The following is a 13,348-nucleotide window of genomic DNA, read 5'->3' on the forward strand; positions in this document are numbered from 1 at the left end:
TCGACGGAACTGAGTTCTAACGAAGGGAGAAAAAGATGATCCTGCCAAATGGGGCATTCGTCGCGGTCATAGACGGTAAAAGGATGCGGCTTTTCCGCAACCACGGCCACGAACCGCACGTCACCCTGATCGACCTTCCTGAGCTCGATCTCGACCCGGAAAATACAGGGTCCGGCGGACGGCATCGCAGCAGTTCCGCCAATCCGGACAGCTCTCGTCTCGAGGAAGACAATTTTGTCGCGGCAGCGGCAGCCTATCTGAACCGAGAGGCGCTTGCGGGGAAGATCGGGGCACTTGCGATCATCGCCGATCCGCGCACACTTGGAGAATTGCGCCAGCATTTCCACAGCGTGCTGGAAGCGAAGCTGGTGGGACAAATTGCCAAGGACTTGGTGGAGCATTCAAGGGAGGCGATTGAAGCCGCCATTGCCGAATCGTGACTGCCGCGAAGGGTGGAGGAGTCAGCGTGCTGGATCTGGCCACTGTTTCTCCGCTCCATCGTGGTTCTTCTCGGCAAGTTGCGAAATTCGTCCGGGACAGACCACGTGATTTCCAGTGCCGCTGACCCACAACCAACCGGGCCGCCATACAGCATTCGTGAATCATCACTCGCTGGCCTCGGTCAAACGCATGGCGGTCGGCCAGTCTATATTGGTGCGGAAGGGAGGTCGGGATGAACAGGCGGAACATGCTCATGGGCGCGGGGGGCGCGCTGCTTATGGTCGGGGCGGGAGCCGCGGGCTGGCGCTCAGCCGCCGGATCGATGGCCGACTATGATGGCTATTCTGCCCGCCTTCGCATGCCGGTTCCGGCCGAACCGAAAATGGCAGACGTCATCCGCTATGCAACACTCGCTGCCAACAGCCACAATACCCAGCCCTGGCGCTTTCATGTCGAAGAGAGTTCCATCGACATCCAGCCCGACTTCTCGCGCGCAACGCATGCGGTCGATCCGGACGATCATCATCTTTTCGTCAGCCTCGGCTGCGCCGCCGAGAACCTGCTGATAGCGGCGACGGCGGCAGGCCTGCCCGGGGAACTGCAAATCGACCCCGATCGTGGGTATCCGCGTTATTCATTCGGCAAGGGCGCGGTCCGTCCTGACCCGCTGCTTGCGGCCATCCCCATGCGCCAATCCACGCGCGCGACTTATGATGGACGTCCAGTGGCGATCACCGATATCGAAAAGCTCCGACAGGCCGCCGAGACGCCAGGCGTTCGCGTCGTTTTTCTTACCGATCGTGCGCAGATCGACCGGGTGCGGGATCTGGTCGTCGCCGGCAACAGCGCGCAGATGGCCGATCCAGCCTTCATGACCGAACTGAGGCAATGGCTTCGCTTCAATCCACGCAGTGCCATGATGACCGGCGATGGGTTATTCTCGGCGGCCAGCGAGAATCCCGTGCTGCCGGACCCTCTCGGCCACATCGCTTTCGACCTGTTCTTCAGGGCCGCGAGCGAGAACGACAAATATGCACGCCAGATCGACTCCTCCCCAGGGATCGCCATCCTTCTCGCCGACCGCGCGGACCAAGCCCACTGGATCGCGATCGGGCGCGCCTGCCAGCGTTTGTTGCTTACGGCAACCAGTCTTGGGCTCAAGCATGCCTTCATCAACCAGCCGGTCGAGGTTGCACGGCTCCGACCAGATCTGGCAGCTCTCGTCGGCGAGAACGGACGGCGGCCCGACATCGTCATCCGCTTCGGCTACGGGCCCCAACTACCCTTCTCGCCCCGCCGTCCCGTGGCTGCCGTACTGAGCTAAGGCATATCGTCCGCGCGACGCGCTTGGTGGCGTGATTTGACGGGATCATCAGCGCCAGCAACGCTTTGCATCGGCCACGGCCTCATTCGTGTTCCTTCGAAGACGAGGGCCATCGGCAGAAATTGCGAGAAAAACTCTTCCACATTTTGATCCGGCGCAATGTCTCTACCGTTGAACGGAGCCAAGTTCGCAGACTTGGATATCTGGTCAACAGGACGCACGGTCATGCTTCAGCTCTTTATTGGAACGATTGTCTTCGGGATCCCGGCGACTCTGTGCCTCATGGCGCTTAGAGATGGATACGAAGGGAAGAACAAAGTGGTCTCTATGTCGATCTTGCGGCGACGCCACTGACCCAACTGACGATTGGCATAAGCACGCCGATAAAGTTTTCCAGAATTGCAATCGTGATCTGGCGTAAAAGTCATTTGAATACGCTTAGCGACAATGATAGTGCCGGCGTATCAATGCTGAAGCCTTTGTGTGGGTAGGATGACAATCCGATAACGAAGGCAGATATTTTTGCATTAGAATCGAACGCCGGTTCGAAGCAATTTACCATCATAACGTGGAGTCTCGCGAGCCCGTTGCACCTATCTGCATACGGTTGTTGTTACAATTGTTGCCGGAGAACGTAACGTTGGGCAGTCGATCAACACGATCCATCTTGCTGAAGACGAAATCCGTAATTTCGGTTATTCTTGACAATTTTTTCATGACGGAAAATTAATATTAATAATAATTAGCTCAAATTATAATATTATTCACGTTGTACCCTGATAATTATCTCATCCGGAAACGAGCCGGATTGGAAAGTTTCCGCAATCGAGGATCGGCGGGTAACATGCTGCATTTCCAGAACACCATCCTCGAAATGATCGCCAGGGGCGAAACGCTCGAAGCGACGACGGACCGACTTTGCCACCAGATCGAGAAGCTGTTGCCGGGCGTCTGGTGCTCCGTTCTGCGCGTTGACGGTAACGGCTTGTTGCATCCCCTGCCAGGCTCCAGCTTCCCGGATGGATATACGGCTCGGCTTGAAGGCCTGATGATCGGCCCGCTGGTGGGCTCCTGTGGCTCTGCGGCCTATCTCGGAAAGGCCGTCGCTGCGACCGATATCGCGACCGACCCGCGCTGGATCGCCTTCAAGGAGCCCGTCCTGGCGCTTGGCCTGAGGGCCTGCTGGTCGAGCCCGATCTGCGACGCGGAGGGCGCCGTGCTCGGCACCTTTGCCCTGTATTTTCCAGAGAAGCGCGGCCCCACCCCGCGCGAGAAGGAGGTCGTCGCCTCGTCCACCTCCCTGTGCGCCATCGCGCTCGAGCGCCACCAGCGGGTGATCGAACGCGAGCGCAAAGCCTATGTCGATGCCCTGACAGACTTACCGAACCGGGCGAGTCTTGACGTCGCTCTGGAGCGCTTGCCCAGCGCGGAACCGGGCGCCTGGGCGTTTCTGGTCGTTGACCTCGACAACCTCAAGGCCGTCAACGACACCTTCGGCCACGCGGCCGGCGACGCTCTGTTGCAGGTGGTAGCGTTCCGTATCGCCGCAAGCGTGGCGCCAGACCGGGTCTTTCGCATGGGCGGCGATGAGTTCGCCGTGATCCTCCAGGGAGCAGAAGCGCTCGCCAGCATCGAGAGTATGGCGCATCATATTCTCGATGCCCTGGCTGTGCCCGCCGACTGTGACGGACATGTGATCGTGCCGCGGGCAACGATCGGCGGTGCAGTGTTGTCCGCTGACGACCGCGATGCGAAAAGCGTGCGCCAAAATGCCGACTTCGCACTCTACCACGCCAAGGAAACCTCGCCGGGCGGCTTCATCCTTTATTGGCCAGGAATCGGCAGCGCGATCAAGACCCGTATCGAGGTGATCCGCGATGTCGACGCGGCATTGAGCGAAGGGCGGATCGACGCGTTCTATCAGCCGATCCTGCGGCTCGACAGCCGCGCGATCGTCGGCATGGAGGCGCTCTGCCGCCTTCGCAAGCCGGACGGAGAGGTCGTCTCTGCCGCCGAATTTCATCAGGCGACGTCAGATGCGAGCGTCGCCTCGCATCTGACGGAACGCATGATGGCGATCGTCGCGGCGGACGCGCGCTCCTGGCTAGATCAAGGTATTCCGCTGCAGCATATCGGCATCAACATCACCTCAGCCGATTTTCATAGTGGCACGCTGTACGCACGTCTCGAAGCAGCCTTCGGTCGCGAGAACGTTCCCTTAAAGCACATCATTCTGGAGGTCACGGAGTCGATCTATCTCGGCCAGCGCGATCCGATCGTCGCTCGGGAGATCAAGGTGTTACGGGCCCATGGCCTGCGCGTCGCACTCGACGATTTCGGAACTGGCTTCGCTTCGCTCACGCATCTGCTGACGGTGCCGGTCGATATCATCAAGATCGACAAATCCTTCATTGATCGCCTTGTCCAGGGAGATCCAAGCCTGGCCATCGTCGAGGGCTTGATTGGCATCGCACGCAAGCTCGACATCCGGGTCATCGCTGAAGGCATCGAGAACGAAGCTCAGGCCAGTCTGCTGGCGGAGATCGGTTGCCAGTTCGGTCAAGGATATCTGTTCTCACAAGCGGTGTCCCGCCAGATCGCAACAGGACTTTTGGTTCGGTTCGCTCAACCAATCGGCGAGCACGAGACCGGGATGGCAGACGATCTGGCTGGCAAAGACCAATTTGATCGCCCGACAGGACGCCCCCACGGCCGGTTCCTAGGGTGAAAGACTGCTGCGGGTCCGCAGCACAAGACCCGGGGAGGGAAACAAATATGCGTCTGCCAACCGCGTTACGACTCTTTCGGAAGAGTCTCGGTCAAGCCGAGCCCACGCAAGTTCCGGGAAGTCTGGTTATGCCTTCGGGCATTGTCGCCGAGGAGCCGAATTTTCGAATGCTCGCCGAGAACAGCGGTGACGTCATCATGCAAATCGGACCGGACATGAAGGCGCGCTATGTTTCACCGTCATGCACCCGACTTCTAGGATGGCTACCCGAGGAAATGCTGGGGCATGGCCCGGAAGTGTTCGTTCCGCCCGAGCATCTCCAGGGCATCGCTGCCGAAACCGCACTTATGCTTGCCGGGGCCGACGAAGGCGTACCTTTGGCGCTCGAGGTCCGACGGAAAGATGGCACGACTGTCTGGGTGGAGAGCAAGGCGCGCATCGTCCGAGATCCTGTAACTCGCGTTCCAAGCGATTTCGTCCTGATCATGAGAGATATAACAGAACGCAAGCAGCTCGAAGAGCAGCTCCGCGCGCTGGCGATGGTGGACGGATTGACCGGACTGGGCAACCGCCGAGCCTTCGACGAGGCCTTGGACAGGGAATGGCGGCGCACCGTTCGGATTGGCGGAAAGATGTCCCTGCTGCTGCTCGATGTCGATCGGTTCAAGGGGTTTAACGACCGATACGGCCACCAGGTTGGCGATGATTGTCTTCGTGCCGTTGCTACTGCCATCAAGAATGCCCTTCATCGCCCCGCTGACGAGGCAGCCCGATACGGTGGTGAAGAGATCGCCATCATTTTGCCAGATACCGATGCCGATGGAGCGGTTGAAATAGCGGAACGGCTGAGGGTCGCAATCGAAAAACTCGGTCTGCCTCATGCCGATAATCCGGAAGGCGGCGGGTATGTCACCGTCAGCATCGGATCCGCCACCGCACTGTCCCGGTCCGGCGGGACGATCAGCATGCCGGAAGGCCTGCTTCTTGCCGCCGACACCGCCCTTTACAAGGCCAAGCACAAGGGCCGCAACCGCGTTGAGGTCGCGCTGCTCCTTGCACCGAAAGATCCAGATGCGGCCTAACTGTGAACTCTAGCGCCCAAGCGGAGAGTCTCCAAATGCTTAAGAAATGTCAGTGTTGCGCGCTTTCGGACTCCCTCGCCCATATCGTGCAGCGGGGAAAGCTTTGTAGAGATTGTGCGATCAAGTTGGGCCTTGAATACCGCCGTCAAAAGGCTTCCAGAACTGCTCCCAAGCAGCGCAGTCGTCATCTTGGCGTCGCCGAAGACAGCTGGCCATTTTCTGAACGACAAGTCGATGGTGACGATGACCCAGGTCTATTCATAGAGGCCGTCGAAGCAGTCCTCCTGGCGTCAGACGGTGAGGCGGCCCCTCCCTTAGTGCGATACCAACACCGGTGGCAAGAATTGCTCAAGGAGGGATTCGGTCATTCCCCCAAACAGGGCCTCACGAAACTGCGAATGGCTATAGGCACCCGCCACGACAAGGTCTGCTTCCTCCAAGGCGCGTGAAGCGAACAGCGCCTCGATTGCCCTGCGAAATGCGAGGAGATAATCGCCTCTTTCAGATCACCGAGCAGCAGATAGGCGGCATCGCCGGCAAGCAGGAGGGCGAGCATTGGCTCGCGCATAACCTCCAGCACGATGCCGGTTCCCGTTGGCGATCTCCCTGCCCTGCTCGGGCAGATCCACGCTGCATCGAAGGGCACCGTCAGCGAAGATCGCGCGCCGGAAAAATCCGAAGCTCTCAAGCCTGCGGTAGCGATCAAGAAATCGGTCGCGCCGGATTACATCATCAGCCTCGAGGATGGGAGGAAGTTCAAGTCGCTGAAGCGGCACCTCGCGACCCACTACGGCCTGACGCCGGACGAGTACCGCGCGAAATGGGGCCTGCCAGCGGATTACCGCTTCGAGAGATCCTTTCCATCATTCCGCTTTTCCTCCCCCGCCAAGAGGGGGCAAGACGTATCACATTGAGAACATATCATCGGCGGTCCACCGGAAGGCGCTTAAGCACGGCAACCTTTACAGCATCGAAGACCAGGCCAAAGCCGATTGTCGTTCCATACAGCGCCAGAATGAGCCAAGCCGGTAACGGCGCCATGAACCACCCGGCCCAGGCGAAGGTCGTTGCGACGGCCGCCGCGATCGCAATCGCCCCCAAAAGCACGGCCGCAGGACGCGATTGCCAGACATGGTCGCGCTCGCGCAGCACGAGGCTCGTCGCCTGCCCAGCCAGCACGAGAGTAAGGAAGGTGAGACTCTGCATCGTTTCGGCGTCAAACCGTAGCCAGAACCAGCCAAGAGCCAGTATCGTCATGGCATAGGTCAGCTTCACGGCCCCCAATGGCAGCGCGGCAAGCGTCAATTCTCGGATGCGCCACGCGTTGGGATAGGGCGTAGGCTTGGCACGGTCGCCAGCGCGCGCCATCATCGCGATGTCCCCGGTCAGCATCCAGAGAACCTGGAGCAGCGGTGTCATCACTGCGTGACCCGTCATCACCAGCCCGCCGCCCATGACGATCAGCGTCACCGCCTTGTTGACCAGCATGCTCAGCGTGAAGGTCAGCACACGCCGGAAGGCGGCCCTGCCCTCCTCGATACAAGCCACGATGCCGCGCAAGCCTGGCGCGGTCAGCACCAGACCAGCAGCGGACTTGGCGACGTCGGTGGCACTGGCGACGGCGATGCCCATCTGCGCCTGGCGCAGCGCGGGAGCGTCATTGGCGCCGTCGCCGCACATGCCAACGGCATGGCCCTCGCTTTGAAAGGCGCGCACCAGCTTGAACTTGTCTTCCGGGAACACGCCGGCGTAGACAGCATAGTCCTGCGGCGCTGCCTTCTCCGGGATTCGGCCTGGCGGACAAACCGGCCCATCCAACCCGATGGCGCGAGCGACGGTACCCGCGGTCTCCGCGGTGTCGCCAGTGATCATGATCGGCGCGATGCCCAGTGCCTTCAAGTCGCTGAGCAAGGGCTTTGAGTCCGCACGCGGCGGGTCGCTGAGCCCGATAAGGCCGAGCACCGCCATGGCTCCCGCGCTGCCGGCCGCGACCGCCAAGACGCGATATCCCTCGCTGCTAAGGTTGGTTATGGAGGCCTGCATATCTGGAGTTAAGGGCGCGAGTGTGGAAATGGCGATCGGCGAACCCTTGGCTATACGAATCTCTTGGCCGTCCGGCCCGGCGGTGATCGCCTCCGACATCTTGACTGCGGGATCGAAGGGCGTGAAGCGGAGCACCTTCAAGGGCGGCTCCGATGAATGGGAGACTGCTGCGCGGACGGCTGCATCGACAGGGTCCTGGCCATCGGTCGAGCTGGCGGCGGCGGCGTGGGCAAGCACCGCGGCATCATTCATTCCTGCAGCCAGGACGATCACCTGGCCGACGCCGAGACTGTTTTCCGTCAGCGTTCCGGTCTTGTCGACACAAAGCACGTCTATCATGGCGGCTTCCTGCAAGGCGGAGAGCCGGGCCAGCAGCACGCCCTGACGTGCAAGTTTTTGCGCACCGACTGTCGCCGCCAAGGTGAACACCGCCGGCATGGCGACAGGCACGGCGGACAGAAGCGCGGCCAGCACCAGCGGCACGATTTGCGCCACCGTCATGCCGATGGTGTAGGCGTAGGCGACCATCGCCACCACGATTGCCATGTTGACCGCGGTCAGCGCCTTGACGACGCCGAGCACGGCCTTCTGCTCGCTGCTCTCGACGTCCGCGGTCTTAACCAATTCGGCGGTGCGGCCGAAATAGGTTCGCGGACCGGTCGCCACGACTTCGGCGACCGCTTCGCCCCGCCGCACCAAAGCACCGGCATAGGCGGTAGCGCCGCCTTGCTGCTCCACGGCAACGGATTCACCGGTCAGCATCGACTGATCCAGAAGCACCGAGCCGGACAGCAGGCGCACGTCGGCCGGCACGATGCCGCCAAGCGAAAGCTGCACGATATCGCCCGGTACCAGCACCGATGCCGGAGCATCGGACCACGCACCATCGCGTCTTAGCCTCGCTTTCGGGGCCAGTTGCTGCCGAAGCAGGGCCAGTGTCGCGCTTGCGCGCCCTTCCTGCACGATTGCGAGCAGGACATTGATCACAAGCAGTATGCCGACCATAGCCGCTTCAAGTCGCTCACCTGCTACCAATTGCAGGACGATGGTGATCTCCAGCATCCAAGGCACCGGCGACCAGAAGTGGCGCAACGCGCGGCGAACCGGATGCTCCTCGGTCGAGGCAACCTCATTCGGACCGGCTTCTGCGAGAAGTCGTGCGGCCACTTCCTTGGAAAGGCCCGGAGGCAACTCAACGGCATTGTCTTGAGCTACAGCTTCCAAGGGCATGAACCTATGATTTGTGCAGGGGTTCACATGACGAACCTGCCGCAGTTGATATCGGACGATCGCCAGGCGCATTCTTTGCCCGGCCGTTCTAGCAGGACAATCTTCCCGACTGCGACCTGCGATGGGCCGTGGGTCAGATATCAAGCTGCCATATCGTCGGCTCTGGTGGAAATGACCTTCTGATTACTTTGAGCCGACTGCCCAGGGCGAGCGTTCACTATGTCGTCATCCCTGCCATCGTCGTTCGAGAGTGTCCCGGTGCTTTCGTCAATGTCCTCTTCGCCCGGAGGCGATCAGGGATCAGAACAAGATTGACCAAGCAATATACGAATCATATATGGTTCATATGCTACCTGCTTTAAGAGGCGTTCATGGGCATCGTGAAAATCGACGACGATCTGCATGAGGAAGCTCGGCGAGCCAGTACGGTGATGTGCCGGTCCATCAATGCGCAGGCCGAGTTCTGGATGAAGGTCGGCATGCTGGCCGAAGCAAATCCGACCCTCTCCTTCAACGAGATCGTGAAGATGCAGTTCGCGGCGGCGCATGTGGGTCTCGCGGATCTAGCGGTCGCCTGACATGGTAAAGACCCCGTACGCACTGGCGCTCATGCGCGTATCAGGCAGGATGCTGGCCTCGGTCTTCGAGATGTTGGACGAGCAGGAACTCGCCGGCATGTCGACATTGCAGGTCAACGATCTGGTGGACCGCTTCATCACCGTGGATCTCGCCGCGCGTCCGGCGAGCAAGGGGCAATATGGCTTCAAATATGTCCTGAACTGCTCGATCAATAATGTCGTCTGCCATGGTGTGCCCGATCCAGGCGAGATCATCCGTGACGGCGACATCATCAACCTCGACATCACGCTTGAAAAGAACGGCTTCATCGCGGACTCGAGCAAGACCTATCTGGTCGGCAATGCCGCACCAGCCGCGAGGCGGCTCGTGCGGGTCGCCCAGGAGGCCATGTGGAAAGGGATACGGCAGGTCCGGCCCGGAGCACATCTGGGGGACATCGGCTTCGCAATCGAACGGCACGCCAAAAGAAACAGCTATTCAGTTGTGCGAGAATACTGCGGGCACGGCATCGGCCGCGAGATGCACGAGGAACCGCAGGTGCTCAATTTCGGACGGCCGGGAACGGGCTTGAAGCTGCGCGAGGGCATGGTCTTCACCATAGAGCCGATGATCAACCAGGGCACCCGCAAGGTTTCGACCGGGAGCGACGGATGGACGGTCGTGACCAACGACCGGAAGCTCTCCGCCCAATTCGAGCATACGGTGGCCGTCACGAGGACTGGCGTCGAAGTCTTGACCCTGCGCCGCGACGAGATGCTGGAGCGCAGTGCGTGATCTTTACCGAAATTTCGGGCTACAGTGCCCAGCATGTTCGCACTGGAGACTGGAAATGTCAGTTGCTCAAGAAGGAACTTCATCCGAAGTTCCCTTGCATCCCGAGGAAATCAAGTCCGTTTTCGACCTGCGTGTGGGAGAGCACATCACGTTGCAGGGCAGTGCCAGGATCACACCCGCAGGCGTGATCAGCGTGGGCATCGCAGTCGGCGCCATGATGCTTGCGTTGGGCTATCTGGTGTCGTCGACGAGGCATCGCAGGTAGGCTGCGCGGCCCGACGGGAAGGTGGTCGAGCGCTGGACGTATCGGTTGTTGCCCTTCAGTGGAGGGTTCCTCACTGCCAAGTATGCGACTTTCGAGCACAGACCGGAAACATCTAACTTTCGCAAGGCGGCTTCGTACACAGACACATCGCCGTCGCCTGGACTGGAATCGAAGGTGCGCTTTTCGAGAGAAAGACTACCAACCGTTACCAGGTCGGACGTTTCAGGTGTAAAGTTCTTGGGCTTTAACTTGGCCGATGAGTGAGGAGATCGTCGTCATGTTGAAATTTTCCCTATATCGAAAAATGGAACTGGCTACCATCATCTTGGGTTTGCTTGGCGGCATCGCCCACGCGGCCGATGTGCCTGTCGCCATCGAAGGGGGCTCAGTTCGCGGCGTGACTGCGGATGGTGTCCTCAGCTTCAAGGGCATCCCCTACGCCGCACCGCCTGTCGGCGATCTGCGCTGGCGCGACCCGCAGCCCGTGAAGCCTTGGGAAGGTGTCCTGGATGCCAAGGATTTCGGCCCATCGTGCATGCAGGTGGACGATCTGCCCAAGTCCGAAGATTGCCTTACCTTGAATGTATGGCGGCCAGCCGCGACGTCCGACAAGCCGATGCCTGTCATGGTGTGGATCTACGGCGGGGCCCTGGTTCACGGTAACACGCCGCAATACCCCGGCGCAGCGCTCGCCTCACAAGGTGTTGTCGTCGTCAGCATCAACTACCGAATGGGCCGGCTGGGTTTTTTTGCCTTCCCGGCGCTTGCCAAGGAAGCCCCCGACGAGGTGCACGGCAACTATGGCTACATGGACCAGTTTGCGGCCCTGAAATGGGTGCAGCACAACATTGCCGTGTTCGGTGGCGATCCTAAGAATGTGACCATCTTCGGAGAATCTGCCGGCGGTGGTTCGGTCATGGCTCACCTGACGTCGCCCATGTCGCGCGGTCTTTTTGCTCGCGCCATCCTGCAATCGCCCGGCGTCCCGACGGCGCGGGCCAAATCGCTTCCCTTGACAACTCTTGACGAGGCCCAAAAACGCGCCCTCGCCTATGCACGCTCCATGGGCATCAAGGGCGAAGATGAAAAGGCGCTCGCTGCCCTACGCAAGCTGCCGGCGGACAAGGTCGTAGCGGGCACTTCATCCGGGGCAACAATCGACGGCATGGCCTCCGGCAGGCCGGTTGTGGGAGTGGCAGGTTCCATAATTGACGGGAAGTTCCTGACCGAGACGCCCGAAGCTGCTTTCGCCGCCGGTCATCAGGCCACGGTGCCTGTCATGGTTGGCGCCAACAATCGCGACCTTGGCGTTGGCGTAGCAAAAAACAAGAGAGCGCTGTTCGCCATGTTCGGATCGAACAAAGGCGAAGCAAGAAAGCTCTACGATCCAAAAGGCACCGAGACGCTGGACGAACTGAAACAGCAGGTGCTGGCGGACAAGACGCTGGTCGAGCCGTCGCGTCATCTCGCCGACGAAGTGGCCCGTGCCGGCCAGCCGACCTATTGGTATCGCTTCTCCTATGTCGCCGAAGCGCTGCGCAGCAGCCCAAAATGGAAGGGCACGTTGCATGGCTTTGAGATACCCTATGTGTTCAACATTCCCGCCGCAGTCGTGAAGGACAAGGTGACCGAGGCCGACAAGGGCATGGGCGTTTTGGCCAGTTCGTATTGGGTGGCATTTGCCAAGACCGGCGACCCGAATGGCAACGGGCGGCCGGAATGGCCGCCCTACAACGCGTCGGAGGACAAGGTCATCGACTTCACTAATGATGGTGTGACCATCGGGCCTGATCCATTGAAGGCCCGGCTCGACTTGTGGAAAAAGGTTTATAGTGGCGGTTGAAGTAGGAAGCTCGCCATTTTGGGCTCCGCAAGATGAGGGCGCACTCGCGAGGCTCCTGCCCTCCAACGTTCTAGCGGTCTCGCAGAGCCTGGTGCTCATGCGTGTCTAGAATCAATCGGTCGGGTCGCGATTGCGGCATGTCGCGAGTGGCAGCTCACAGGGCCGGCATTGGCCATGCCGAACGGCGGACATGAGGCGCTTAGCATCCACGGCTCCACTCGGAAATGGAGCCGCATCTGGTTAGACTTCCGTGGCCTCGGCAAGTTCAAGGGCATCTTCTACGTCGACACCGAGATATCGGACTGTGTTCTCGATTTTGGTGTGGCCCAGCAGAATCTGAACAGCGCGGAGGTTACCCGTCGCTTTGTAAATGATCGACGCTTTGGCTCGCCGCAGCGAATGCGTGCCGTATTCCTGGGGTCGAAGCCCGATCGCCACGACCCATTCGTCCAACACGCGGGCATACTGCCTCGTGCTCATGTGACGCGTTGGGTCGATCCTGCTCGGAAATGCGTAGTCGTCAACGGCGCCGCCGCGTCGGTCCAACTATGCGAGAAGACTGGAGCGTGCGTCGCTCATCAACTCGAACTGCACCGGTCGGCCTGTTTTCTGTTGCACGACCAGCGCGGCTTCGAATTTCAGGCCCGAGAACCAGGGTGTCAATCTTGATCCTGACGAGATCGCAGCCCCGCAACTTGCTGTCGATTGCTAAATCGAAGAGGGCTCGATCGCGCTGTCGCCGCTCTCGATCGAGAAAGAATCGGATTGCCCATATCTGTCGAGGTTTCAGGGGGCGTTTCGTTCCGACCGTCTTGCCCGCGTTCCACGCGCGGCGATCGGGGGCGGTGGGGTCATAGTGAGAATGTCCCATTTCGTTTCTCCTTCGACCATGATTGGCCGCGAGAGGACCGTCCAGGTACATCCTCGGTTGGGATTGTGGGAGCCGGCAGCGGACGATCCGGTTCTGACCGACGTCTGCGGTAAGCTGTCGTTCCCAAACCAACCCACAATCGGTCGTCGCACTTGTCAAAGCCGCCTC

At 60.2% G+C, this 13,348-nt stretch carries 10 protein-coding genes and 3 pseudogenes; 9 read left to right on the forward strand and 4 right to left on the reverse strand.

Annotated elements, in window-relative coordinates; all coding sequences use genetic code 11:
* Positions 1 to 35 precede the first annotated feature (35 nt).
* On the forward strand, positions 36 to 440 hold the full coding sequence (locus tag AC1VON_RS31380) for a host attachment family protein (protein ID WP_172348834.1): 405 nt from the start codon (positions 36 to 38) through the stop codon (positions 438 to 440).
* A 323-nt stretch (positions 441 to 763) separates the two neighbouring features.
* Positions 764 to 1,765 carry an Acg family FMN-binding oxidoreductase gene (locus AC1VON_RS31385; protein WP_483125996.1) on the forward strand — a complete coding sequence of 334 codons (1,002 nt, stop codon included), beginning with the start codon at positions 764 to 766 and terminating at the stop codon, positions 1,763 to 1,765.
* Here AC1VON_RS31385 and AC1VON_RS31390 read toward each other — a convergent pair.
* A complete protein-coding gene (locus AC1VON_RS31390) occupies positions 1,762 to 1,992 on the reverse strand; it encodes a hypothetical protein (RefSeq protein WP_483125997.1) in 231 nt (76 codons plus the stop codon). The genes AC1VON_RS31385 and AC1VON_RS31390 overlap by 4 nt on opposite strands.
* A 617-nt stretch (positions 1,993 to 2,609) precedes the next feature.
* On the opposite strand from AC1VON_RS31390, the gene AC1VON_RS31395 reads away from it, so the two are divergent.
* Together AC1VON_RS31395 and AC1VON_RS31400 are read left to right on the forward strand one after the other, a co-directional pair.
* A complete protein-coding gene (locus AC1VON_RS31395) occupies positions 2,610 to 4,493 on the forward strand; it encodes a sensor domain-containing phosphodiesterase (protein WP_483125998.1) in 1,884 nt (627 codons plus the stop codon).
* A 128-nt stretch (positions 4,494 to 4,621) separates the two neighbouring features.
* Positions 4,622 to 5,575: a sensor domain-containing diguanylate cyclase gene (locus AC1VON_RS31400; protein ID WP_483125999.1), complete on the forward strand. Its 954-nt coding sequence runs from the start codon at positions 4,622 to 4,624 to the stop codon at positions 5,573 to 5,575.
* Positions 5,576 to 5,745: 170 nt separating this feature from the next.
* On the opposite strand, the pseudogene AC1VON_RS31405 reads toward AC1VON_RS31400, so the two are convergent.
* Positions 5,746 to 5,829 (reverse strand): annotated as a pseudogene (locus AC1VON_RS31405) (ATP-binding protein); the annotation flags it as partial.
* 300 nt (positions 5,830 to 6,129) lie between these two features.
* Between AC1VON_RS31405 and AC1VON_RS31410 the strand changes: the two are divergent.
* Positions 6,130 to 6,417: pseudogene (locus AC1VON_RS31410) on the forward strand (Ros/MucR family transcriptional regulator); the annotation flags it as partial.
* 79 nt (positions 6,418 to 6,496) lie between these two features.
* Here the strand turns inward: AC1VON_RS31410 and AC1VON_RS31415 are convergent.
* A complete protein-coding gene (locus tag AC1VON_RS31415) occupies positions 6,497 to 8,842 on the reverse strand; it encodes an HAD-IC family P-type ATPase (RefSeq protein WP_483126000.1) in 2,346 nt (781 codons plus the stop codon).
* Between the two features lie 377 nt (positions 8,843 to 9,219).
* On the opposite strand from AC1VON_RS31415, the gene AC1VON_RS31420 reads away from it, so the two are divergent.
* The 4 genes from AC1VON_RS31420 (at position 9,220) to AC1VON_RS31435 (ending at position 12,309) form a co-directional block, all read left to right on the forward strand.
* Entirely contained in the window at positions 9,220 to 9,426 is a 207-nt protein-coding gene (locus tag AC1VON_RS31420; RefSeq protein ID WP_483126001.1) for a ParD-like family protein, read from the forward strand.
* A gap of 1 nt (position 9,427) precedes the next feature.
* Positions 9,428 to 10,201: a type I methionyl aminopeptidase gene (gene map / locus AC1VON_RS31425; protein ID WP_483126002.1), complete on the forward strand. Its 774-nt coding sequence runs from the start codon at positions 9,428 to 9,430 to the stop codon at positions 10,199 to 10,201.
* Positions 10,202 to 10,256: 55 nt separating this feature from the next.
* Positions 10,257 to 10,466 (forward strand): hypothetical protein, encoded by a 210-nt coding sequence (locus AC1VON_RS31430; protein WP_483126003.1) that lies wholly within the window; start codon positions 10,257 to 10,259, stop codon positions 10,464 to 10,466.
* A gap of 304 nt (positions 10,467 to 10,770) precedes the next feature.
* A complete protein-coding gene (locus tag AC1VON_RS31435) occupies positions 10,771 to 12,309 on the forward strand; it encodes a carboxylesterase/lipase family protein (protein WP_483126406.1) in 1,539 nt (512 codons plus the stop codon).
* A 240-nt stretch (positions 12,310 to 12,549) separates the two neighbouring features.
* Here the strand turns inward: AC1VON_RS31435 and AC1VON_RS31440 are convergent.
* Positions 12,550 to 13,180, reverse strand: a pseudogene (locus AC1VON_RS31440) (tyrosine-type recombinase/integrase).
* Between the last annotated feature and the right edge of the window lie 168 nt (positions 13,181 to 13,348).

Source organism: Mesorhizobium sp. HAY1-8B (genome assembly GCF_056868045.1).